This window comes from Hymenobacter sp. UV11 (genome assembly GCF_004684095.1).
Lineage (GTDB): Bacteria > Bacteroidota > Bacteroidia > Cytophagales > Hymenobacteraceae > Hymenobacter.
On sequence record NZ_SRII01000006.1, the window covers coordinates 59,591 to 83,514 of the forward strand.

Below are 23,924 nucleotides of genomic sequence, written 5' to 3' on the forward strand. Positions count from 1 at the left end.
ATTATTTAGCACGTTCAACAATTTCAACCAAGCGCCAGCGCTTGGTCTTGCTCAAGGGGCGGGTGCTCATGATACGCACCAGGTCACCTTCGCCGCACTCGTTTTTCTCGTCGTGGGCGTGGAACTTGGTGGTCTTGCTCACGAACTTACCGTAAATCGGGTGCTGGTGTTTTGCAACTACCGCAACCGTGATGGACTTATCCATCTTGCTGCTGGTCACCTTGCCCACGATCTCCTTGCGCATGTTGCGGTCCGAAGCGTTGTCGTGAGCCGGCAACAGGTTTTCTTGAGTCGGTTCCATTACTAAGCTTTGTTAGAAGCCTGCTCATTGTTCCGACGCGAAACTTCCGTTTGCAGGCGAGCAACGGTTTTGCGGTTGGCCTTCAAGCGACCGGGATTTTCGAGCGGGCTGATAGCGTGCGCGAAGCGCATCTGCTGGCCGTTGGTTTGCTCGGTTTTAAGCTGGGTGCGCAGGTCGTCGACCGACAGGGCGCGAATTTCTTCGTTTTTCATCGGATTAAGCAACGTTATCTACGTAGTCGCGACGAACTACAAAAGAGGTACGAACCGGCAGCTTTTGAGCGGCCAGACGCAGCGACTCTTTTGCGGTTTCGAGGCTCACGCCATCCGATTCAAACATAATTTGGCCAGGCTTCACGCAGGCTACCCAATACTCGGGCGAACCTTTACCCTTACCCATCCGCACTTCAGCAGGCTTCTTGGTAATTGGCTTATCTGGGAAAATGCGAATCCATACTTGCCCTTCGCGTTTCATGGCACGGGTCATGGCAATACGGGCAGCCTCAATCTGGCGAGCCGTAATCCAAGAGATTTCCAGTGACTTAAGCGCGAACGAACCGAAGTCTATGGAGCTGCCGCGGTAGGCTAAGCCTGTTACGCGACCCTTTTGCATCTTGCGATACTTGGTCCTTTTCGGTTGTAACATTTGAGTAAAAAAAGAAAACTTGAAAAATATTAGCAGTGAACCGTACCCTGAATAAAATGATTCAGGGTACGGTTCAGACTAGTTTATTATAACCTAGCGACGGGGACCGCCACCTTGGCCGCCGCGGTTGCCACCGCCAGCGGGGCCGCCACCTTGACCACCACGGGGGCCACCGCCTTGACCACCACGGGGGCCACCGGCTGCGCCATCACGGCGCGGGCCACGGTCGCCATCGCGACGCGGACCACGGTCATTGCGGTCACCATCGCGGCGCGGGCCACGGTCGCCACCACGGCCACCACGGTCATCACCACCCTGCTGACCAGCAGGCACTTGGTTTGGCGAGAGGTCGGGCTTACCGAATACCTCACCACGCATTACCCATACTTTGATGCCGATTTTGCCATAAACCGTTTGGGCTTCTGACAACGCGTAGTCGATGTCTGCGCGCAACGTGTGTAGCGGAGTACGACCTTCTTTATACTGCTCCGAACGGGCAATTTCTGCACCACCCAAACGGCCACCGCACTGAATCTTGATGCCTTCAGCACCAGCCCGCATAGCAGCCTGGATAGACATCTTCATTGCACGACGGAATGAGATACGAGCGGCCAGCTGCTGAGCAATGCTCTCGCCTACTAGGCGAGCGTCCAGCTCAGGGCGCTTAATCTCGAAGATGTTGATTTGAACGTCCTTCTTGGTAATTTCCTTGAGTTCGTCCTTAATCTTATCTACCTCCTGACCGCCTTTACCGATTACCACACCCGGACGAGCCGTGTTGATGGTGATGGTAATCCGCTTCAGGGTGCGCTCGATAACGATGCGCGAGATACCACCCTTTTGAATACGGGCGTTGATGTACTTGCGAATTTTCTCGTCTTCAACGAGTTTGTCGGCAAAATCCTTGCCGCCGTACCAGTTTGAGTCCCAGCCTTTAATAACGCCGAGTCGGAAACCAACGGGATTTACTTTCTGTCCCATGATAAATTAAGCGTTGGCGGGGGTTTCAGTGGGGGTAGCAGCTGCAAGGCGAGTCAGAGCGTTGAGCTCTTTCTTTGACATCTGCGACTCACGCTGCGGACCAACCGTCAGCGTGATGTGGTTCGAGCGCTTGCGGATGCGGTGACCACGGCCTTGGGGGGCGGGGCGCAGGCGCTTCAACTGACGTCCTTCGTCTACCGAAATCTCGGTTACACAAAGGTTGGCGTCTTCAATGCGCTCTTCGGGGTTCTTCTGCTGCCAGTTGGCTAGTGCCGACAAAAGCAGCTTCTCAACGCGCTCAGCGCCCGAGTTAGCCTCGAAGCGGAGCAGACCGAGGGCCTGGGTTACGCGCTTACCGCGAACCAAATTGGCTACCAGGCGCATCTTGCGCGGCGAGGTAGGCACGTTACGGAGTTTGGCTACTGCTTCCATCTTAACGCTTGCCTTTATCTTTTTTGGCGACGTGACCACGGAAGTTGCGCGTAGGCGCAAACTCGCCGAGCTTGTGGCCGACCATGTTTTCAGTTACATAGACCGGGATGAACTTGTTCCCGTTGTGGACTGCGAAGGTGTGACCTACGAAGTCAGGCGAAATCATCGAGCGGCGCGACCAAGTCTTTACCACCGACTTCTTGCCAGCGCTTTCCAGCGCTTCTACCTTCTTCTCGAGCCGGAAGTCAATGTACGGCCCTTTTTTGAGTGAACGTGCCATATATTACTTCTTGCCTTTGCGGCTGACAATCAGGTTCTCAGAATACTTGTTCTTGTTGCGGGTCTTCTGACCCTTAGCGAAGATGCCGTTACGGCTACGTGGGTGACCACCCGACGATTTACCTTCACCACCACCCATTGGGTGGTCAACAGGGTTCATGGCTACACCACGAACGCGGGGGCGACGACCAGCCCAACGGTTACGACCGGCTTTGCCCATCACAACGTTCATGTGGTCACCGTTTGATACCGTACCAACCGTGGCGGTGCAGGTAACGAGTACCATGCGCATCTCGCCGGAGGGCAGCTTGAGGGTAGCGTAACGCTCCTCACGAGCTACAAGCTGGGCGTAGGTGCCAGCCGAGCGAGCGATAGCGGCACCCTGACCGGGCTGCAACTCGATGTTGTGAACAATAGTACCGAGGGGCATCTCGCGGAGCGGCAACGCATTGCCAACTTCAGGAGCGACACCGGGGCCCGATACGATAACGGTATCTACGTTCAGGCCCGCAGGGGCGATGATGTAGCGCTTCTCGCCGTCGGCGTAGTGCAGCAAGGCAATACGAGCGGTGCGGTTAGGGTCGTACTCGATAGTCTTCACCGTGGCCGGAACACCGGCTTTGTCACGCTTGAAGTCAACGATACGATATTGGGTCTTATGTCCACCGCCGATGTAGCGGTTCGACATTTTACCCGAAGAGTTACGACCGCCGCTCTTTTTGAGTGAGGTCAGCAACGACTTCTCCGGCGTCGACGTCGTTAGTTCGTCGAAGGCTGGGGCCACGCGGAAGCGTTGGCCTGGCGTGGTTGGTCTGAGTTTTTTAAGTGCCATTACTAGCTAGTTGGGCTTTTGCGGCGAAGGCAATTAGATATTGCCGTAGAAATCGATGATGTCACCGTCCTTCAGGGTCACGACGGCTTTTTTGCCGTGGGCGCGACGACCCGAAACCTGGCCACCTTTGGTAGCCTTCGACTTTATTTTGCCAATCGTGCGCATTGTATTAATACCGGTCACGGTTACGCCATAAAGCTGCTCGATGTCTTTTTTAATCTGCACCTTATTGGCCGTGCGCTCTACCTCGAACACATAGCGGCCTTTTTCGGTCAGGCTAGTAGCCTTTTCGGTGATAATGGGGCGTTTTAGCGTGCTCATTATTCGGCGGAGTTAGTAGTGTACAATTGCTCCAGCGAACGCAGGCCGTCCTCGCTGATGAGCAGCGTGTCGGTGTTCAACAGGTCGTGGGTGTTGAGGCCTACGGCAGTTGAAATCTTTACTTTCTGCACGTTGCGAGCGCTGAGAAGCATGTTCTTATCGGCAGCCTCGCCAGCTACGTACAAGGTCTTGCGACCATTGTTGAGCTTCAGGCCATCAAGGACAGCTATGAAGTCTTTCGTGCGGGGGGCACTGAAAGCAAGGTTTTCAACCAGCGCAACTTTGCCATCGCGGGCCAGCACCGAAAGGGCCGACAGACGGGCAACGCGCTTGGTCTTCTTGTTGAGCTTGAAGCTATAGTCACGCGGACGCGGACCAAACATGCGGCCACCACCTACAAACACACCTGACTTCATCGAACCAGCACGGGCACCACCGGTGCCTTTTTGCTTCTTCAGTTTCTTGGTGGTACGGGCGATTTCGGCGCGCTCCTTCGATTTGTGCGTACCCTGGCGCTGGTTGGCCAGGTACTGCTTCACGTCGAGGTACATGACGTGCTCGTTCGGCTCGTGGCCAAACACGGCGTCAGACAACGTAACCTTACGGCCAGTGTCTTCGCCTTTGCTATTGAATACGGACAGTTCCATCTCTAGTAAGCTTTGCAGGTTATTTCTCCAGAACCACGTAGCCGTTCTTGGCACCTGGCACTGAGCCACTTACCAAAATCAGGTTCTTGTCAGCCACGATGCGCATCACCTTCAGGTTTTGAATCTTAACGCGGTCGGTACCCATACGGCCACCCATGCGCATTCCTTTGAACACACGCGAAGGCCACGAGCAAGCACCGATTGAACCGGGGTGACGCAGGCGGTTGTGCTGGCCGTGGGTTTGGCCACCAACGCCCTGGAAATTGTAGCGCTTTACAACACCTTGGAAACCTTTACCCTTTGAGGTACCAACTACGTCAACAAACTCGCCTTCTTCGAAGAACGAGGTTTCAACCGTACTACCTAACGCGTAAGCGGCGATATCTTCCGTACGGAATTCTACCAAGCGCTTCTTAGGCGTGGTGCTGGCTTTAGCGAAGTGGCCAGCCAAGGCCTTAGTGGTATTCTTGGCTTTTTTCTCGCCGTAGCCGAGCTGGATGGCGTTGTAGCCGTCAGTTTCGACAGTTTTAACCTGCGTCACTACGCACGGACCCGCTTCGATGAGCGTGCAGGGAATATTTTTCCCGTCCGGAGTGAAGAGGCTTGTCATACCGATTTTTTTACCGATGATGCCAGGCATTCGAGTGGATATTAAATGACACAAAAAGAAAAGGCCCGAGTGGCCTTTTCGCTAAGGGAGTGCAAAGGTAGGAATTTTTGCTGAGAAAAACCAAGTCGAGCGAGAAAATAATTTCCTCTCAAGCTGTTAGGTATTCTGAATCCTCGCAAAGCTTCAAGCAAGTTGTGCCTGTGGTGTCAGTAATTCTCTCGCTTCACTGCCCTCTTCAGTGCATGTAGGAGTTGAGGCTAATAAAATAAAGAAGAGCCCTACGATAACCTCAATATTGCTTTCCAAGGTGTACTCGACTACGAACGAAATAGATACAATCAAATAAATAATCATGAGCAAGATATTTCGCTGGCGAATAGCTGCTAGGAGAGGGTAGTAAAACCCCAGCGTAAATAGCAGCAACCCGATAACTCCGTATGCAGCTAGATTATAGATAAATTGGTTGTGAGGCAGTACGTAGCGGTCAGGATTAATTTCCGGAAAACGGTAGCTATACTGCTGAGCCATTGCCTCTTGCAGCTTTACCTTACTTACGCTAAGTATTGGGTGTTCGCGCACAGTTATCCAAGCTACTTGATAGGAGTACACGCGTGCCGTTACGGAAAAATTATTAGCTGCTTGCGCAGAGTCTAACTGCTCGGTGTCGGTGCGCGTATTGATAATTTTATTCTGGAGGGTAGGGAAGAAAAGCACGCAAGCAATTCCTAGCGCAGCTACAAGGGCAGCCCCGGCGAATGCTAAACGCCAGCGGCCCATTTGCCATCCCAGCCACCCTAGCCAAAGCAGTCCTGCTGCATACATAGTAACTATTCCGCTACGCACGGCCAGCAAGTGCTTAAATAAGAATAGTAGCACGGCAGCCCCAATAACAACCTGCCGCATCTTGGGTGCTAGCTTATTGCTAAATACCATTACTACCCCCGATAATACTGCCATACTCACTAGTAAGCTGAACCGGATATGGTCAGGTTTAGTTAGCATCACCTTCGACTGCAGGTAGAGTTTGGTTATTTTGGTGGCGTGAAGCGAATAGTTGATAGTGGCGCCTAAGGCTGCCAGGAGGCAACAGCCAATCAGCAATAGCCACAGTAGTCATTTACGCTTTGGTTGCTAATCGGTTAATAAAACAAAGGCGACTGGCAACAGCACAAATGGCAATTGAAGTAACAGGTCCTTTTGCAGTTCCGGGTTGTGCACATTCACTTACAGTAAGCCACTCACCGCATGCACCAAGTAAATGAGCACAAAGCTGAGCAGGTCAGGCCAAGTCTTCCGTTGCGCAATTCGCCTGTGACTAATAGCGTAGCCTACCCCCGTTACGAAGAGGCCTGCCATACAAATGCCTGGCAACACGCGTATGCACGTGGCTCCGAACAGTCCGACGATGGTAAGTGCACTCCAGAACACACCAGCTTGCCGCACCCGTACTTCGGAAAAAAGACTCCACATATAGGAAATTCTGGCGGCTTCCCGCGTAGTGAGGCTAGGGTAAAAGAATATAAAAGCTGCGATGGCCAAGCCAATTGGGGTACGCACAAAGGTAGTACCAAGCATATTGTTAAGGAGGACTAGTTGCAGAGAAGGATATCCAATTAATGAAGCAGCGCCCTACCCCTCCTAAAACCCGCTATTCCAAACCGTAGGGGCTACTTTTACTTATGGCTACGCTCAAGGCATCTATCATTATTTCTGTATACAATAGGTTTGATTTTTTGCAGCTTGTTCTGGCTGGCTTAGAAATGCAAACCGAACAGCGCTTTGAAGTCATTATCTCAGATGATGGCTCGCATAAGCAATTCGTAGCCCAGCTACGCCAAGTATGCCAGGCCTCTCCCCTGCAGATTCGACACAACTGGCACGCTGATGATGGCTTCCGCAAGAATCAAATTCTGAATAGCTCCATCAGCTTGGCGCTAGGAGCGCAGCTTATTTTTCTCGATGGCGACTGCATTCCTCACCCGGCATTTGTAGCCGAGCATCTAACGCTTGGTGGCGATGGCCGGTGCTTGGCAGGGCGCCGCATCGATATTTCTGACCGCCTCACCCGCCAGCTTACCCCTACCAAAGTGCGCCAAGGTATTTTACAGAACCCTATTACCATAGCAGGGCAGTTGGCAGACTTCCTAACGCGCCGCACCTTTCATTTCATGAATGGTTTATACGTTACTACCACCCTGCTGCGGAGCTATTTCAACCGTAAGGAACGCGGCTTGCTAGGTGCCAATTTTTCGGTTATGAAGGCAGACTTGCAAGCCATCAATGGCTTTGATGAGCGTTATACCGCTCCAACTTTTGGCGAGGACTCCGATGTAGAGTTTCGTCTTCGACTGCAAGGAATCAACATCATTCCGGTGCTCAATATTGCTGTTGCGTACCATTGCTTCCACAAGCTCCTACCCCGCCCTGAAGTGAGCAAGGCACTTTATGAGCAAGTGGTGCGCGACAAGATTGCTTTTACACCCTATGGTTTAGTAAAGACCGCATAAAAAAATTTGACTACTAAAAAGCCCCGTCAACAAATGCTGACGGGGCTTTTTAGTAGTCAAATCTCAAGCTCAGACTTTGATTTCAACGTCAACGCCGCTGGGCAATTCCAGCTTCATCAGCGCATCTACCGTCTTGCTGCTGGTCGAGAAAATGTCAACCAAGCGCTTGTACGTGCAAAGCTGGAATTGCTCCCGGCTCTTCTTGTTCACGTGAGGCGAGCGCAGTACGGTGTACTTCTCCTTTTCCGTAGGCAACGGAATGGGACCACTTACAATAGCACCGGTCGCTTTAACCGCTTTCACGATTTTCTCGGCCGATTTATCGACCAAGTTGTGGTCGTAGCTTTTCAGCTTGATTCTGATTTTTTGGTTCATGATTTTTAGAGGCCGATTGCCTCAGGGTGTGACAAGCTGATAGGAAACTATTTACCGCCTTTGATTTTGGCGATGATGGCATCTGCCATGTTTTGCGGTACCACCTCGTAATGCGAGAAGGTAAGCGAAGCCGAGGCACGGCCCGACGACAGCGTGCGCAGGTCGGTTACGTAGCCGAACAACTCCGACAGGGGTACGTCGGCTTTGATAATCTGAGCACCACCCTTGGTGTCCATGCCCTTCATCAAGCCACGGCGACGGTTTAGGTCACCCGTTACCGGGCCGGTGTACTCGTCGGGGCAAACAACCTCCACGTTCATAATGGGCTCGAGCAGTTTCGGACCAGCCTTGCGGGCTGCTTCGCGGAAACCACCACGGGCGGCGAGTTCGAACGACAGGGCGTCCGAGTCAACGTCGTGGAAAGAGCCGTGGTACAGACGCACCTTCATGCCTTCAATCGGGAAGCCAGCCAGGGGACCCTGACGCATAGCCTCTTCGAAGCCCTTCTGAATGGGCTGGATGAATTCGCGGGGGATAACACCACCCACGATAGCGTTGTCGAACTCGAAGCCAGGCTTTTCGGGTTCGGTCTCTTTCGGGCCGAGTTCGAATACGATGTCGCCGAATTTACCGCGGCCACCGGTCTGCTTCTTATACGTCTCGCGGTGGTCGACTTTCTTGGTCAAAATCTCCTTGTATGCTACCTGCGGGGCACCTTGGTTGATTTCAACTTTGAATTCACGACGCATCCGGTCGATGATGATTTCCAAGTGGAGCTCACCCATACCGCGCAATACGGTCTGGCCAGTCTCTTCGTCGGTGTTCACACGCAGGGTTGGGTCTTCCTCGATGAGCTTGGCAATAGCCATACCCATTTTGTCAACGTCGGCCTGCGTCTTAGGCTCAATGGCGTAGCCGATTACCGGCTCAGGGAACGACATCGACTCGAGAACCAGCGGGTTCTTCTCATCGGTGAGCGTGTCACCCGTTTTGATATCTTTGAAACCAACACCAGCCGCAATATCACCAGCCTGAATGCTGTCGATTTGGTTCTGCTTGTTGGAGTGCATCTGCATGAGGCGCGAAATACGCTCCTTCTTGCCAGTGCGGTTGTTCAGTACGTACGAACCACCATTCAACACGCCCGAATAGCAGCGGAAGAAGCATAGACGGCCCACGTAGGGGTCGGTAGCAATCTTGAACGCCAAGGCAGTGAAAGGCTCCGTGTTGTCGGGGTGACGCTCGATTTCTTCGCCGTTGTCGGGGTTGGTACCGATGATGGCGGGCATGTCGAGAGGCGACGGCAGGTAAGCCATTACGGCATCCAGCATCGTCTGTACACCCTTATTTTTGAAGGCCGAGCCGCACAATACGGGCGAGAACTTCATGTCGATTACCGCTTTGCGAATAACGACCATCATTTCTTCGCGGGTAATGCTCTCCGGGTCCTCGAAGAATTTCTCCATCAAGGTGTCGTCGTAGTCGGCTACGCTCTCGATAAGCTTCTCGCGCCACTCGGCTACTGTGTCCACGAGGTCTTCGGGAACCGGAACTTCGTTGTACGATTTGCCTTCGGTAGCGTCGTCCCACACAATGGCTTTGCCAGTGAGCAGGTCAACTACGCCTTTGAACGTGTCTTCAGCGCCAATTGGGATTTGCAGCGGCACGGGGTTAGCACCGAGCTTGTCCTTAATTTCGGCTACGGCCTTAAAGAAGTCAGCGCCAGCACGGTCCATCTTATTGACGAAGCAGATACGGGGCACGCTGTACTTGTCAGCCTGGCGCCACACAGTCTCCGACTGCGGCTCTACACCCGATACGGCGCAGAACAGCGCCACGGCACCGTCCAACACGCGCAATGAGCGCTCTACCTCTACCGTGAAGTCAACGTGACCGGGGGTATCAATGAGGTTGATTTTGTACTGGTGCGTGTCGGGAATCGAGTTGCCCTGCGCATCAGTGGGGTAGTTCCAGAAGGTGGTCGTAGCGGCCGACGTGATAGTGATACCACGCTCCTGCTCCTGCTCCATCCAGTCCATCGTAGCAGCTCCGTCGTGCACCTCCCCAATTTTGTGGGTTTTGCCGGTGTAGTACAGAATGCGCTCCGAAGTGGTCGTCTTGCCCGCGTCAATGTGGGCCATGATGCCAATATTGCGCAGGTATTGTAGCTCTTTGTTGACTGCCATTACGGTGGGTTAATTAGCGCGTTAGCGGATTGATGAGTTCAGGAGAGAAGACAACCAAAACTGGCTAAACATTCAATCTGAACTCATCAACCCGCTAAACGCCCGATGTATTAGAAACGGAAGTGCGAGAAAGCCTTGTTGGCTTCAGCCATGCGGTGGGTGTCGTCCTTTTTCTTAACGGCAGCACCTTCACCTTTGGCAGCAGCAATGATTTCGCCGGCCAACTTGTCCTTCATGGTTTTCTCACCACGGCGACGAGCGTACTGAATCAGCCACTTCGAGCCAACAGCAATGCGGCGGTCGGCACGCACTTCAATCGGCACCTGGAAGGTAGCACCACCTACGCGGCGGCTTTTTACCTCTACAGTCGGCATTACATTGTTCAACGCTTTGCGCCACATTTCGAGGCCGCTTTCCTTGGTGCGGGTTTCCACTTGCTCTACGGCATCGTAGAAAATGGTGTAGGCCAGGTTTTTCTTCCCGTCATACATCATGTAGTTGACGAAGCGGGTTACGAGCGTCTCCTTGAACTTGGGGTCCGGCAGGAGAATACGCTTTTTCGGTTTTGACTTGCGCATGGTTTATATAGTTGTCAGTTGTTAGCTGCTAGCCGGGAGGGGGGTAGGGGTGCTGAGCTTCCCTACCCCCTTCTCACCTAGCAACTGACAACTAATAAATTACTTCTTCTTAGCAGGTGCGCCTTTGCCACCTTTGCCGGCCGCTGCTGCAGGCTGGCCCGGCTTTGGACGCTTAGCGCCGTACTTCGAGCGACGCTGCAAGCGGCCGCTTACGCCTGCCGTGTCGAGCGCACCACGAATGATGTGGTAACGAACACCTGGCAAGTCTTTTACCCGGCCTCCGCGAATGAGCACGATGCTGTGCTCCTGGAGGTTGTGGCCTTCACCGGGAATGTATGCGTTTACTTCCTTACCGTTGGTAAGGCGCACACGGGCCACTTTGCGCATAGCCGAGTTCGGCTTCTTAGGCGTGGTGGTATACACGCGAGTGCATACGCCCCGACGCTGCGGGCACGAATCAAGAGCAGGCGACTTCGACTTAGTAGTCAAAGCTTCCCGACCTTTCCGTACTAGTTGGTTGATGGTTGGCATTTAGCGATTGGTTGAACGAGAGCCGTTTGCTCCCAAATTTTCAGGCCTGCAAAGGTAAGAAAATAGTTTGGCAATAGCAAACTCACTGAAAAACTTAATTTTCCGTGCGCTAACGCTTCTACTACGACTTGCCTACGCCTCCCCTACTGCTCCACCGAAATTTATGGGGTAGGCCGGCGTTTCCTGATGCAGTTTGATGGGACCATAGCTCTGCTCAAAGCGCTGAATGTTTTCCTCTAGTGCCGACAGCAGGCGCTTGGCGTGCTCGGGGGTAAGGATAATTCGCGCCTTCACCTTGGCTTTGGGAGCGCCGGGCATCATGCGGATAAAGTCAACAACAAACTCACTGCTGCTATGCGCAATCAGGGCTAGGTTGGCGTACTCACCTTCAGCAATAGCTTCGCTTAGCTCAATATTGAGGGCGTTCGGGTCGGGATTTTGGGGTTGGGATGGTTGCATGGTCTAACTATTTTGCTTTTGCAGATTTGTTTAAAAGCTTCAATTGCTTTGCACTTGTAAAAACAGTGAATAGTGATACTAAGGTGGTTAAAAGAGAAACAAGGTAATTCAGATACTCCAGTTCGCTAGGGTCTGCGTTCTCTCGACTAACGCTTTTAGTAGCGGCATAAAGAATCCAGACAATAATTTGATAGAGCATCAGCCAGCTTCCACTGGCAATGAGAATAAAGTAGTAAGTCTTCTTCATACCGAGAAAGGAACAAAAAACCCCGACTAACTCGCGCTAGCCGGGGTTTTTGCTTATAAACCTACACTATTCGTTATTCCTGCACGGTCGTCTCACGCTTGGCGCGTGAAGGACGCTTGGTGGGAATCACGGCCTGCTCGGCAGCCTGAGCAGCCTGGCGGGTAGCGTATTCCTCTTTCGAAGATACCTCGATGCCCTGATACTCGCGCAAGCCAGTACCGGCCGGGATGAGGTGACCAACGATTACGTTCTCCTTCAGACCGAGCAGTTCGTCGGCTTTGCCACGGATGGCAGCCTCGCTCAACACCTTGGTCGTTTCCTGGAAGGAAGCGGCCGAGATGAACGAAGCCGTACCCAACGAAGCCTGCGTAATACCCTGGAGGGTAGGACGCGATACGGCAGGGTTAGCATCACGTACTTCTGCGAGTTTGAGGTCGCGGCGGCGGAGTGACGAGTTCTCGTCACGCAGCTTGCGGGAAGAGATAATCTGGCCAGGGCGGAACTCCGAAGAATCGCCGGCATCGGTTACGACTTTCATGTCGATAACGATGTCGTTCTCTTCCATCAGCAGCACCTTATCCACAAGCTGGTTTTCGAGGAAGCTGGTGTCGCCGGCGTCCATTACAAGCACTTTCTGCATCATCTGGCGGACGATAACTTCAATGTGCTTGTCGTTGATTTTCACACCTTGCAAGCGGTACACTTCCTGAATCTCATTCACGAGGTACTGCTGCACCGAGCTAGGACCCTGAATATTCAGGATATCACTCGGGGTGATAGCCCCATCGGAGAGCGGTGAGCCAGCCCGTACGAAGTCGTTGTCCTGTACGAGGATAAACTTCGACAGCGGCACCATGTACTTCCGCTTCACACCGTCTTTCGACTCCACGAAGATTTCGCGGTTACCACGCTTCACCGAACCGTAAGTTACTACCCCATCAATTTCCGACACAACGGCCGGGTTCGACGGGTTACGAGCTTCGAACAGTTCTACTACGCGGGGCAGACCACCCGTAATGTCGCGGGTTTTACCCACGGCACGCGGAATCTTGGCTAGGATGTGGCCGGCCTTCACCTTCACGCCGTTCTCGACGTTCAAGTGAGCGCCTACCGGCATGCTGTACGACCTAGCCGAATCGGCATCGGCACCTTTAGCCGGGTGCAACATCACCGAAGGATTCTGCGCCTTGTCTTTCGATTCAACGATTACCTTCTCGCGGAAGCCCGTCTGTTCGTCGGTCTCCTCACGGTAGGTAATGCCTTCAGTAAGTGCGTCATACTGGATAGTACCGTCGAACTCGGCCAGAATAACGGCGTTGTACGGGTCCCAGTTAACAAGCTCTTGGCCTTTCTCTACTTCCTGACCTTCTTTAGCCATCAAGAACGAGCCGTACGGAACGTGGTTGGAAATAAACACTTTACCAGTGCCTTTCTCCACAATCCGAACTTCGCCCGAGCGACCCATCACCACGTTGGTTTCGGCACCTTCGGAATTTACACCGGCTACGGTACGGATATCTTCAAACTCGACGATACCCGCAAACTTGGCGCGAATGTTAGCTTCAACAGCAATGTTCGAAGCCGTACCACCTACGTGGAACGTACGGAGCGTCAGCTGCGTGCCGGGCTCACCAATCGACTGGGCAGCGATGACACCAACGGCCTCACCTTTCTGCACCATCCGGCCAGTGGCCAGGTTACGGCCGTAGCACTTGCCGCAGATGCCGCGCTTGCTTTCGCAAGTCAGTACCGAGCGAATCTCTACCGACTCGATGCTGGTAGCATCGATGCGACGGGTGATTTCCTCCGTAATCTGCTCACCGCTCGCCAAAATCAACTCTTCAGTCAGCGGGTCGATGATATCATGTACCGCCGTGCGGCCGAGGATACGCTCAGCCAATGGCTCCACGATGTCTTCGTTGTCCTTCAACGCGAAGGTTTCGGTACCGCGTAGCGTGCCGCAATCCGGCTCGTTCACGATAACGTCCTGCGATACGTCTACCAGACGACGGGTCAGGTAACCGGCATCAGCCGTTTTCATAGCCGTGTCAGCCAGACCTTTACGAGCACCGTGAGTCGAGATAAAGTACTCGATTACGTCGAGGCCTTCTTTGAAGTTCGACAGAATCGGGTTCTCGATAATCTCACCTACCGAGCCTTGCAGCGACTTCTGGGGCTTGGCCATCAGACCGCGCATACCGCCGAGCTGGCGAATCTGCTCCCGCGAGCCACGAGCGCCCGAGTGCATCATCATGTAGATGGAGTTGAAGCCTTGGTTCTCCTTCTCCAGGCGACCCATGAGCGTCTCCGTAATCTGCGAGTTGATACGCGTCCAGATATCAATTACCTGGTTGTAGCGCTCGTTATTCGTAATCAGACCCATCTGGTAGTTCTGCATTACGGCAGCTACGTCGGCCTGCGCCTGCTTGATGAGAATGTCCTTCTCCTTCGGAATCTGGATATCGCCCAGACCCATACTTAAGCCGCCTTTGTAGGCCGACTGGAAGCCGAGGGTCTTGATGTCATCCAAGAACTGCGCCGTCCGGGCCATGCCAGTGCGCTTGAACACCATCGAGATGATTTGCTGCAGCTTTTTCTTCGTCAGCAATTCATCTACAAAACCTACTTCGGCGGGTACGAGCTGGTTGAAGAGCACGCGACCGGCAACGGTTTCGATGGTTTTCTGAACGAGGTCATCGTTTTCATCGCGAACCATCGTGCGCACCTTGATATAGGCGTGCTTCGACAGCTGCTTTTCATTGAGGGCAATAACTACTTCTTCGTCAGAATAGAAGATGCGGCCTTCGCCCTGAATTTTCTCCTCCGGCGTCGAACGCTTACCCTTAGTTACGTAGTACAAGCCCAGAACCATGTCCTGCGACGGTACCGCGATGGGCGCGCCGTTGGCGGGGTTCAGGATATTGTGCGACGCAAGCATGAGCATCGAAGCTTCCAGGATAGCGGCCGGCCCGAGGGGCACGTGCACAGCCATCTGGTCACCGTCAAAGTCAGCGTTGAAGGCCGTACAAACGAGCGGGTGCAGTTGGATAGCCTTGCCCTCAATGAGGCGCGGCTGGAAAGCCTGGATACCCAAACGGTGGAGGGTAGGGGCTCGGTTGAGGAGTACTGGGTGGCCTTTAAGCACATTCTCCAGAATATCCCACACCACGGCATCCTTACGGTCCACGATTTTCTTAGCCGACTTCACCGTCTTCACAATGCCGCGCTCAATGAGCTTGCGGATAATGAACGGCTTGAACAGCTCGGCGGCCATGTTCTTAGGCAGGCCGCACTCGTGCAGCTTCAACTCCGGACCCACAACGATTACCGAACGGCCCGAATAATCAACACGCTTACCAAGCAGGTTCTGACGGAAGCGGCCCTGCTTGCCTTTCAGCATATCGGACAGCGACTTCAGGGCGCGGTTGCCTTCGGCACGCACGGCATTCACCTTACGCGAGTTGTCGAAGAGCGAATCGACGGCCTCTTGCAACATGCGCTTCTCGTTCCGCAGAATCACTTCCGGCGCTTTGATTTCAATCAGGCGCTTGAGGCGGTTGTTACGGATGATAACGCGACGATACAAGTCGTTCAAGTCGGAGGTAGCGAAACGGCCACCATCCAACGGCACGAGCGGACGCAGCTCCGGCGGAATAACCGGCACCATGCGGATTACCATCCACTCGGGGCGGTTCTCCACGCGGGTAGCGGCATCACGGAACGCTTCCACTACGCGCAGACGTTTCAGTGCCTCAGCCTTACGCTGTTGCGAAGTTTCGTGCGCAGCCGAGTCACGGAGCGAATAGCTCAACTCATCAAGGTTAATGCGCTCCAACAACATTTGCAGCGCGTCAGCGCCCATCTTAGCGATGAACTTCTGCGGGTCCTCGTTGGGCAGCATCTGGTTCTCGCGGGGCAGCTTGTCGATGATGTCCAGATACTCGTCTTCCGTGAGGAAGTCGAGTTGCTGCACACCTTCTTCGGCTTGTACGCCCGGCTGCACCACTACGTAGCGCTCGTAGTAAATAATCTGGTCGAGCTTCTTGGTGGGCAAGCCCAGCAGGTAACCGATTTTGTTTGGCAGGCTCTTGAAATACCAGATGTGCGCTACGGGCACTACCAGTTCGATGTGACCCATGCGCTCACGACGTACCTTCTTCTCGGTTACCTCTACGCCGCAACGGTCGCAGATAATGCCCTTGTAGCGGATGCGCTTGTATTTGCCGCAATGGCATTCCCAGTCCTTCACCGGCCCGAAAATCCGCTCGCAGAATAGGCCACCCATCTCGGGCTTGTATGTGCGGTAGTTAATCGTTTCGGGCTTTACTACTTCACCCGTGCTACGCTCCAGAATTGCTTCAGGCGAGGCCAGCGAGATAGTAACCTTCGAGAAGTCCTGTACTAACTTCTTGTTTTTTGCGAAAGCCATTTAGGTTGGTTTTTAGCTGTTAGCTGTTTGGCTTTAAGCTGTTAGAACTTCTTCCAACAGTTCGACGCTACGAAAAGTGCTCTACGGGTCGGACAGATACGCCGCATAGTAGATTTCCGTCAGGCCTTAAATTCTCACTATCTATAAGCTACCGATTCCTGTGGCTACCCTGACCTGTCTCGGGATAGCTGTTTCGTATCGGATGCCTTTTAACCATTTATGTATAACTAGTTAACTAGGAGTTGGACGCATTGACCAACTCCTAGTTAATAACCTAATCCAGCGTGATTTCCAGCGCCAGACCGCGTAGCTCGTGAATCAACACGTTGAACGACTCGGGGATATTCGGCTTCGGCAATACGTCGCCCTTTACAATGGCTTCGTACGCTTTGGCACGACCTACCACATCGTCCGACTTCACCGTCAGTATTTCCTGGAGCACGTTGGAAGCACCGAAAGCCTCCAGTGCCCACACCTCCATCTCGCCGAAGCGCTGGCCACCAAACTGCGCCTTACCACCCAGCGGCTGCTGCGTAATGAGCGAGTATGGCCCGATAGAACGTGCGTGCATCTTGTCGTCAACCAAGTGACCAAGCTTGAGCATGTAAATCACACCTACGGTTACTGGTTGGTCAAAGCGGTCACCGCTCAAGCCATCATATAGGTAAGCCCTACCCCAGTCGGGCAAGTCAGCAGCAGTCAGCTCAGCAGCAACTTCGTCTTCGGTAGCACCATCGAAAATAGGCGTCGCATAGGTACGACCCAGTTTCAGACCAGCCCAACCGAGCACGGTTTCGTAAATCTGACCGATGTTCATCCGGCTTGGTACACCGAGTGGGTTAAGCACGATATCCATTGGAGTGCCGTCGGGCAGGAAAGGCATATCCTCGTCGCGCACGATGCGAGCAACTACCCCCTTGTTACCGTGGCGACCAGCCATTTTGTCACCCACCTTCAGCTTACGCTTCTTAGCGATGTAAACCTTAGCTAGCTGCACAATGCCTGCAGGCAGTTCGTCACCAACTTCCAGCGTGAAGCGCTCACGCTTGAAGCGGGCCGTAATAGTGTTGCGGCGCTTGGCGTAGTTTTTCACTAAGCGTAGCAGCAACTCATTCACGCGGTTATCGGCTGTCCAGTGGTCGAGCTGCAGGTCCTTGAAAAGGTTTACCTCTTCCGGCACTGCGTAGTTGCTCTCGTCACGGTAGGCATTCTTATCGGGGAACAGCGCTTCGCTGATGTTCTTCCGGTTGAATTTTACACCTTTTGTCAGTACGTCGTCACCAAAGCGGTGCTTGATGCCCTGGCTCGTCTTGCCTTCCAGCAAGCCCACCAGTTTATCAATCATGATAGCTTTAACGCCACGTAGCTCGCGGGCGTAACCTTCTTTCAAGTCTTCAACCTCTTTCTTCGACTTAGCGCGAAGGTTCTTGTCCTTCTTAGGCCGCGAAAAAAGCTTGGTACCAATTACTACCCCGTTCAAAGAGGGCGGCGCCTTAAGCGAAGCATCTTTCACGTCGCCAGCCTTGTCACCAAAGATGGCACGGAGCAGCTTCTCTTCCGGAGTCGGGTCAGTTTCGCCTTTTGGCGTAATCTTACCGATGAGTATATCACCTTCGCGCACCTCAGCACCCAAACGAATAATACCGTTGTCATCGAGGTTACGCACGGCTTCTTCGCTCACGTTCGGAATCTCCGAAGTCAACTCTTCTTCGCCGCGCTTCGTCTCGCGTACTTCCAACTCAAACTCCTCGATGTGAATCGAAGTGAAGATGTCGTCGCGTACTACCCGCTCCGAGATAACAATGGCATCCTCAAAGTTGTAACCCTGCCAAGGCATGAAGGCTACCTGCATGTTGCGGCCCAATGCCAACTCACCACGGTTGGTACCATAGCCTTCGCAAAGCACCTGGCCTTTGATAACACGCTCACCGTTTTTAACAAGCGGCGTGAGGTTGAGGCAGGTATCTTGGTTGGTACGGCGAAACTTGATAAGGCTATACGTTTTGCGCTCAGCATCAAAGCTCACTGACACGTCATCTTCTGACAAGTCATACCTGATGATGATGCGGTTAGCATCTACCGAGTCAACATAGCCTTCACCTTCGGCGATAATGAGTGAACGCGAGTCGATGGCCGTGCGGCCTTCCAAGCCCGTGCCCACAATCGGAGCCTCAGGACGCAGAAGCGGTACCGCCTGGCGCTGCATGTTCGAGCCCATGAGCGCACGGTTGGCGTCATCGTGCTCCAGGAAAGGAATCAGCGAAGCTGCTACCGATACAATCTGGTTAGGCGCTACGTCCATATACGTGTACTCGTCCGGTGCTACCACCGGGAAGTCACCTTCAAAACGACCTTTTACCAAGTCTTGCGTCATTTCACCCTCCTTGCTAAGCAGCGAGTTGGCCTGCGCGATGTGGTGCGTATCTTCTTCCTCAGCTGTCAAGAACTTCACGTTCTCGCTCATATCTACTTTGCCACTCACTACGGTGCGGTAAGGCGTTTCGATAAAGCCCATCGAGTTCACGCGAGCGTGCACGCACAACGACGAAATCAGGCCGATGTTCGGGCCTTCTGGCGTTTCAATAGTGCACAGCCGACCATAGTGCGTGTAGTGTACGTCGCGTACTTCGAAGCCAGCGCGCTCGCGGCTCAGACCTCCTGGTCCGAGTGCCGATACGCGACGCTTGTGCGTCACTTCGGCCAGCGGGTTGGTCTGGTCCATGAACTGCGACAACTGGTTGGTACCGAAGAACGAGTTGATTACGCTGGACAGCGTACGGGCGTTAATCAGGTCAACTGGCTTGAAGTCCTCGTTGTCGCGCACGTTCATGCGCTCCTTGATGGTACGCGCCATACGGGCAAGGCCTACCCCAAACTGGGCGTAGAGTTGCTCTCCTACCGTGCGCACCCGGCGATTGCTCAAGTGGTCGATGTCATCGACAATTGCCTTAGAGTTAATCAGGCCAATCAGGTATTTCACGATGAGTACAATGTCCTCATTGGTCAATACCCGCGACTGCTGCTCCATGCCAATCTGAAGCTTCTTGTTAATCCGGTAGCGGCCTACCTCACCGAGGTCATAGCGCTTATCGGAGAAGAAAAGCTTCTGGATAATGTCACGGGCAGTTTCTTCATCAGGCGCCTCCGTGTTACGGAGCTGACGATAAATCTGCTCAACTGCCTCTTTTTCCGAGTTCGAGTTGTCCTTCTGGAGCGTATTGTAAATGATTGCAAAGTCTGCAATGTTTACATTCTCTTTGTGCAGAATAACTGACTTCGCACCTGCCTCCACGATGGTATCAATGTCTGCTTCCTCGATAGTCGAGTCGCGCTCCAACAATACCTCGTTGCGGTCAATAGAAACTACCTCACCGGTGTCCTCATCCACAAAGTCCTCCGTCCAAGTCCGGAGTACACGCGCGGCCAGCTTACGTCCTACTGCTTTCTTAAGGTTTTTCTTATCAGCCTTAACCTCTTCGCTCAAGCCGAACAAGTCCAGAATATCTTTATCAGTACCGTAGCCAATAGCACGCAACAACGTCGTAACCGGGAATTTCTTCTTACGGTCGATGTACGCATACATCACGTTATTTACGTCCGTGGCAAATTCAATCCAAGAGCCCTTGAATGGAATAATGCGCGCCGAGTACAGCTTGGTACCATTGGTGTGCTTGCTCTGGGCGAAGAAAACGCCCGGCGAACGGTGCAGCTGCGATACGATAACGCGCTCAGCACCGTTGATAACAAACGAGCCCTTTTCCGTCATGTACGGAATGTTGCCCAAGAAAACTTCCTGCTCAATAGTCTGGAAGTCTTCGTTGTCCTTATCGTTACAAATGAGCTGCAGCTTTGCCTTCAGTGGCACGGCATAAGTAAGGCCGCGGTCGATGCACTCATCCACCGTATACTTAGGTGGGTCAACGTGATAATCGATAAAATTCAGCACGAAGTTTTCGCGCGAATCCGAAATCGGGAAGTTCTCGGCAAATACCTTGAACAAGCCTTCATTCGTACGACTCGCAGCGGCCGTCTCAAGCTGAAAGAACTCCTGGAACGACTGCACTTGCACGTCCAGGAAGTCCGGATATTCGATAACTTTCTTAATCTTGGCGAAGTTGATTCGCTCACTGGCGCCGGTCAAATGTTTGACCTCGGCCGCCTCTAGTGCTTTCGGTGTAGCCAATTGGAGAAGAAATTTAAATGTACACGTAAGCTAATTCAGCACGCTTGACTGCTGATTAAGGGGGTAGCGTAGCAAAGGACCTTATCGCGTCTGGTTTCGTTGGAGTTACAAACTCAATCGTTGCCTAACGGGATAAGGTCCTTTGTTTATGATTACGCCACGTACCATTCAACAAGACTGGTCAGCGTGAAACAACCAAAAGTAGCAGCTTTAGGTTGCAAATTTTAGTTCGCTCCCCACAAACAGGAAAAGACCTAGCGTGATGCCAGGCCTAATCCGGTTTGGGAAAGCTCCCAAAAAATGGGACTACTTAACTTCTACCTCAGCACCAGCTTCTTCAAGCTGCTTCTTCAGGCCTTCAGCTTCGTCCTTGGTAACACCTTCTTTCAAAGGCTTAGGAGCACCGTCAACCAGTTCCTTAGCCTCTTTCAGGCCGAGGCCCGTCAGGTCTTTTACCAATTTAACTACCTGCAGCTTAGCGCCGCCGGCCGACTTCAGGATTACGTCGAACGAGGTTTTCTCCTCGGGAGCCTCGGCAGCAGCGCCACCGCCGCTAGCAGGACCAGCTACGGCTGCAGCAGCAGCCGGCTCGATGCCGTACTCGTCTTTCAGGATACCTGCGAGTTCGTTTACTTCTTTAACGGTGAGGCTAACAAGCTGCTCAGCGAAGGCTTTCAAATCTGCCATTTCTGTAGATTAGTAAAAAAGGTTGTAAAAATTGAAATTGAAAGTTGAAAAGGATGAGCAGCGGTTAGCCAGCAGCTTCTTCTTTTTCGGAAAGCGTTTTGAGAATACCAGCCAGCTTGCTGCCGCCGCTCGTAAGAGCAGAGATAACATTCTTGGCGGGCGACTGCAGCAGGCCGACGATTTCGCCGATGAGTTCCTGCTTGCCTTTAATAGTGCTCAGGGTTTCGAGCTGGTCAGCACCGATATAGATGCTAGCATCTACATAGGCACCTTTCAGCACGGGCTTCGGCGTTACACCGCGGCCATAGGCTTGAGCTTTGTAAAAGTCTTTTAGCAGCTTGGCGGGCGTCGAGCCGCTCTCTTTCGAGAACAATACGCCCGACTGGCCTTTCAGCGCCTCATCCATCTCGCTGGTATCGCTATCGAGAGTATCGAGAGCTTTGCGGATAAACGAGTTTTTGTAGACTTTGAACTCCAGGCCCCGGTTGTAGCAGAGGCGACGGAAGTCGTTAATTTTCGCCACCGACATCCCGGAGGCATCGGCGATATAGAATGCGTTGTGCGACTGAAACTTCTCGCTCAACTCATCCACGAGGGCTTGTTTTTCTTCCCGATTCATGGTTGGTTGATGTTATTAGTTAGCGGAAGAAACCGTGCTGTCAACCGGCACGGCCGGCGACATGGTGCTGCTGAGCGTGATGCTACGGATGTAGGTGCCTTTCGACGAAGAAGGCTTTAGACGGCCAAGGGTCTGGATTACTTCCAAGGCGTTTTCAGCCAGCTTACTGGGGTCGAACGAAACCTTACCTACTGAACAGTGGATGATACCGGTTTTATCAACTTTGAAGTCGATTTTACCAGCCTTCACCTCCTGTATTGCCTTAGCTACGTCGGTAGTTACCGTACCTGACTTTGGGTTAGGCATAAGACCACGGGGACCAAGTACCCGACCCAAACGACCAACCTTAGCCATTACTGACGGCATGGTGATGATTACGTCGATGTCAGTCCAACCTTTCTCGATTTTCGCGATATAGTCGTCCAAGCCTACGAAATCGGCACCAGCGGCAGTAGCCTCAGCCTCCTTATCGGGGGTAACGAGGGCTAGTACACGAACAGTTTTACCCGTGCCGTGGGGTAGGGTAGCTACGCCACGCACCATTTGGTCGGCTTTGCGGGGGTCTACACCGAGGCGAACGTCGATATCAACCGAGGCGTCGAACTTGGTATAGGTAATGTCTTTTACCACTTGCGCGGCTTCGAGCAGGCTGCGTACCTGCGTTAGGTCATGCTTGGCAAGGGCTTCCTTGCGCTTTTTGCTGATTGCTGCCATTGTGTATGTCCTCCGGTTAGTTATTCAGCAAAAGGCGAGTCGCCCTTCACGGTGATACCCATGCTGCGAGCCGTACCGGCTACTTGCTTCATGGCCGACTCCACTTTGAAAGCGTTCAAGTCGGGCATTTTGGTTTCGGCGATGGCACGAACCTGGTCCCACGTTACTGAACCCACTTTGTTACGGTTAGGCTCTTTTGAGCCATTCTGCAACTTAGCGGCATCCATGAGGAGAACCGGTACCGGAGGAGTCTTGATGACGAAGTCAAAAGACTTATCCGTGTACATCGTAATCAGGACGGGGCAGATTTGGCCAGCTTTATCCTGGGTGCGAGCGTTAAACTGCTTGCAAAATTCCATGATATTCAAGCCTTTACTACCAAGCGCAGGTCCAATCGGCGGCGCGGGGTTCGCGGAGCCTCCCTTTACCTGAAGTTTCAGGTAACCTCTAATTTCTTTGGCCATTTGGTTTATAAAGCTGCGATTGGCGTGACGTAACTCGCGTCAACCTCAGTTCAAATAATACTCCTAAGTGGAAGCCCCGCCTGACCGGAGTGGATATCAGGCGACGTAAATAACGGTAACTATTCTTTTTCTACCTGGGTGTAACTCAACTCTACTGGCTGAGCACGTCCAAAAATCTTTACAATAACGTTGAGCTTCTTGCGCTCCTCGAATACCTCATTTACGTTACCGCTGAAGCCATTGAATGGGCCATCGATAACTTTTACTAGTTCGCCCACCGTGAAAGGAGTCTCCAACTCAGCCGATTTTTCTTCAGCCTCATCTACTACTCCTAGCAACCGGTTTACTTCAGTGAGTGACAGCGGAACTGGCTTAGCATTGGTAGTTTTAGTTTCTTTGTCACCCAAGAAACCGATTACGCCGGGAGTGGAAGTGATAATATTCTGTACCTCGCCGTGGGTCAAATCCGAATGGATAATGATGTAGCCGGGATACAAATTCCGCTCACGAACGCGCTTCTTGCCGTTACGCATCTCAAAAACCTTTTCAACCGGAATCAAAACCTGTGGCAACAGTTCTTGCAGGTTGTGGCGACCGATTTCAGTCTCCATGTAGGTTTTGGCTTTCTTTTCCTGGCCGCTCACGGAGCGTACCACATACCATTTCAACTCACCCATTTCTTATAACCTAGCGGGCGAAAGATTGATAAAAAGCTTGTAGCGCAGTATTGAAACTCACATCCATCAGGCCAACTACAGCGGCGAAAACGAGGGAGCCTATCAACACTAGCCCAGCGCTCTTCTGCAGCTCGGTGGTTGAGGGCCACGTTACGTTGTATCGCATTTCCTCGATGGTATCGCGGAAATAGTTGTTCAGCTTAGCCATGGTTGCAAAAAG

Annotated in this window: 26 protein-coding genes; 1 reads left to right on the top strand and 25 read right to left on the bottom strand. The window is 52.8% G+C overall.

Translation table 11 applies throughout. The annotated features are described in order from the left end of the window. Position 1: 1 nt before the first annotated feature. From rpsQ to E4631_RS12265, 11 genes are all read right to left on the bottom strand, one after another. The gene (rpsQ, locus tag E4631_RS12215) at positions 2-301 is read right to left on the bottom strand and encodes a 30S ribosomal protein S17 (RefSeq protein ID WP_133656906.1); all 300 of its coding nucleotides are present in this window, start codon (positions 299-301) and stop codon (positions 2-4) included. Positions 302-303: 2 nt separating this feature from the next. Beyond that, positions 304-513: a 50S ribosomal protein L29 gene (gene rpmC / locus E4631_RS12220; RefSeq protein WP_133656905.1), complete on the bottom strand. Its 210-nt coding sequence runs from the start codon at positions 511-513 to the stop codon at positions 304-306. 4 nt (positions 514-517) lie between these two features. Next, positions 518-946 carry a 50S ribosomal protein L16 gene (rplP, locus tag E4631_RS12225; protein WP_133656904.1) on the bottom strand — a complete coding sequence of 143 codons (429 nt, stop codon included), beginning with the start codon at positions 944-946 and terminating at the stop codon, positions 518-520. A 93-nt stretch (positions 947-1,039) separates the two neighbouring features. After that, positions 1,040-1,927 carry a 30S ribosomal protein S3 gene (rpsC, locus tag E4631_RS12230; protein ID WP_133656903.1) on the bottom strand — a complete coding sequence of 296 codons (888 nt, stop codon included), beginning with the start codon at positions 1,925-1,927 and terminating at the stop codon, positions 1,040-1,042. A 6-nt stretch (positions 1,928-1,933) separates the two neighbouring features. Continuing rightward, positions 1,934-2,359, bottom strand: a complete 426-nt coding sequence (gene rplV / locus E4631_RS12235) for a 50S ribosomal protein L22 (protein ID WP_133656902.1) — start codon at positions 2,357-2,359, stop codon at positions 1,934-1,936. A 1-nt stretch (position 2,360) separates the two neighbouring features. Then, a complete protein-coding gene (gene rpsS, locus E4631_RS12240; protein WP_068340444.1) occupies positions 2,361-2,639 on the bottom strand; it encodes a 30S ribosomal protein S19 in 279 nt (92 codons plus the stop codon). A gap of 3 nt (positions 2,640-2,642) precedes the next feature. Then, positions 2,643-3,470 (bottom strand): 50S ribosomal protein L2, encoded by an 828-nt coding sequence (gene rplB, locus E4631_RS12245; RefSeq protein ID WP_133656901.1) that lies wholly within the window; start codon positions 3,468-3,470, stop codon positions 2,643-2,645. Between the two features lie 33 nt (positions 3,471-3,503). Beyond that, positions 3,504-3,791: a 50S ribosomal protein L23 gene (gene rplW, locus E4631_RS12250; RefSeq protein WP_133656900.1), complete on the bottom strand. Its 288-nt coding sequence runs from the start codon at positions 3,789-3,791 to the stop codon at positions 3,504-3,506. After that, complete coding sequence (gene rplD / locus E4631_RS12255; protein WP_133656899.1) at positions 3,791-4,438, bottom strand: 50S ribosomal protein L4; 648 nt, start codon at positions 4,436-4,438, stop codon at positions 3,791-3,793. The genes rplW and rplD overlap by 1 nt, the downstream gene beginning before the upstream one ends. Positions 4,439-4,457: 19 nt before the next feature. Further along, positions 4,458-5,078, bottom strand: coding sequence for a 50S ribosomal protein L3 (gene rplC, locus E4631_RS12260; protein WP_133656898.1), 621 nt, complete (start codon positions 5,076-5,078; stop codon positions 4,458-4,460). A gap of 153 nt (positions 5,079-5,231) precedes the next feature. Beyond that, complete coding sequence (locus E4631_RS12265; protein WP_166648020.1) at positions 5,232-6,005, bottom strand: O-antigen ligase family protein; 774 nt, start codon at positions 6,003-6,005, stop codon at positions 5,232-5,234. Between the two features lie 722 nt (positions 6,006-6,727). Between E4631_RS12265 and E4631_RS12270 the strand changes: the two genes are divergently transcribed. Then, the gene (locus E4631_RS12270) at positions 6,728-7,555 is read left to right on the top strand and encodes a glycosyltransferase (protein WP_133656896.1); all 828 of its coding nucleotides are present in this window, start codon (positions 6,728-6,730) and stop codon (positions 7,553-7,555) included. 69 nt (positions 7,556-7,624) lie between these two features. On the opposite strand, the gene rpsJ is transcribed toward E4631_RS12270, so the two are convergent. The 14 genes from rpsJ to secE form a co-directional block, all read right to left on the bottom strand. Further along, positions 7,625-7,930: a 30S ribosomal protein S10 gene (gene rpsJ, locus E4631_RS12275; protein ID WP_068340426.1), complete on the bottom strand. Its 306-nt coding sequence runs from the start codon at positions 7,928-7,930 to the stop codon at positions 7,625-7,627. A 47-nt stretch (positions 7,931-7,977) separates the two neighbouring features. After that, positions 7,978-10,116 (bottom strand): elongation factor G, encoded by a 2,139-nt coding sequence (fusA, locus tag E4631_RS12280; protein WP_133656895.1) that lies wholly within the window; start codon positions 10,114-10,116, stop codon positions 7,978-7,980. Positions 10,117-10,226: 110 nt separating this feature from the next. After that, on the bottom strand, positions 10,227-10,694 hold the full coding sequence (gene rpsG / locus E4631_RS12285; RefSeq protein ID WP_133656894.1) for a 30S ribosomal protein S7: 468 nt from the start codon (positions 10,692-10,694) through the stop codon (positions 10,227-10,229). A 99-nt stretch (positions 10,695-10,793) separates the two neighbouring features. Beyond that, positions 10,794-11,225, bottom strand: a complete 432-nt coding sequence (rpsL, locus tag E4631_RS12290) for a 30S ribosomal protein S12 (RefSeq protein WP_068340417.1) — start codon at positions 11,223-11,225, stop codon at positions 10,794-10,796. A gap of 132 nt (positions 11,226-11,357) precedes the next feature. After that, positions 11,358-11,684, bottom strand: a complete 327-nt coding sequence (locus E4631_RS12295; RefSeq protein ID WP_133656893.1) for a DUF3467 domain-containing protein — start codon at positions 11,682-11,684, stop codon at positions 11,358-11,360. A 7-nt stretch (positions 11,685-11,691) separates the two neighbouring features. After that, complete coding sequence (locus tag E4631_RS12300; protein WP_133656892.1) at positions 11,692-11,931, bottom strand: hypothetical protein; 240 nt, start codon at positions 11,929-11,931, stop codon at positions 11,692-11,694. A 73-nt stretch (positions 11,932-12,004) separates the two neighbouring features. Then, a complete protein-coding gene (gene rpoC / locus E4631_RS12305; protein WP_133656891.1) occupies positions 12,005-16,360 on the bottom strand; it encodes a DNA-directed RNA polymerase subunit beta' in 4,356 nt (1,451 codons plus the stop codon). 274 nt (positions 16,361-16,634) lie between these two features. After that, the gene (gene rpoB / locus E4631_RS12310; protein WP_133656974.1) at positions 16,635-20,501 is read right to left on the bottom strand and encodes a DNA-directed RNA polymerase subunit beta; all 3,867 of its coding nucleotides are present in this window, start codon (positions 20,499-20,501) and stop codon (positions 16,635-16,637) included. A gap of 348 nt (positions 20,502-20,849) precedes the next feature. After that, positions 20,850-21,230, bottom strand: a complete 381-nt coding sequence (rplL, locus tag E4631_RS12315; protein ID WP_133656890.1) for a 50S ribosomal protein L7/L12 — start codon at positions 21,228-21,230, stop codon at positions 20,850-20,852. Between the two features lie 64 nt (positions 21,231-21,294). Continuing rightward, a complete protein-coding gene (gene rplJ / locus E4631_RS12320; RefSeq protein WP_133656889.1) occupies positions 21,295-21,849 on the bottom strand; it encodes a 50S ribosomal protein L10 in 555 nt (184 codons plus the stop codon). Between the two features lie 15 nt (positions 21,850-21,864). After that, a complete protein-coding gene (rplA, locus tag E4631_RS12325) occupies positions 21,865-22,563 on the bottom strand; it encodes a 50S ribosomal protein L1 (protein WP_133656888.1) in 699 nt (232 codons plus the stop codon). Between the two features lie 20 nt (positions 22,564-22,583). Then, positions 22,584-23,027 (bottom strand): 50S ribosomal protein L11, encoded by a 444-nt coding sequence (gene rplK / locus E4631_RS12330; protein ID WP_133656887.1) that lies wholly within the window; start codon positions 23,025-23,027, stop codon positions 22,584-22,586. 119 nt (positions 23,028-23,146) lie between these two features. Next, entirely contained in the window at positions 23,147-23,704 is a 558-nt protein-coding gene (gene nusG, locus E4631_RS12335) for a transcription termination/antitermination protein NusG (protein ID WP_133656886.1), read from the bottom strand. A 10-nt stretch (positions 23,705-23,714) separates the two neighbouring features. Continuing rightward, positions 23,715-23,912 carry a preprotein translocase subunit SecE gene (gene secE, locus E4631_RS12340; RefSeq protein WP_133656885.1) on the bottom strand — a complete coding sequence of 66 codons (198 nt, stop codon included), beginning with the start codon at positions 23,910-23,912 and terminating at the stop codon, positions 23,715-23,717. Between the last annotated feature and the right edge of the window lie 12 nt (positions 23,913-23,924).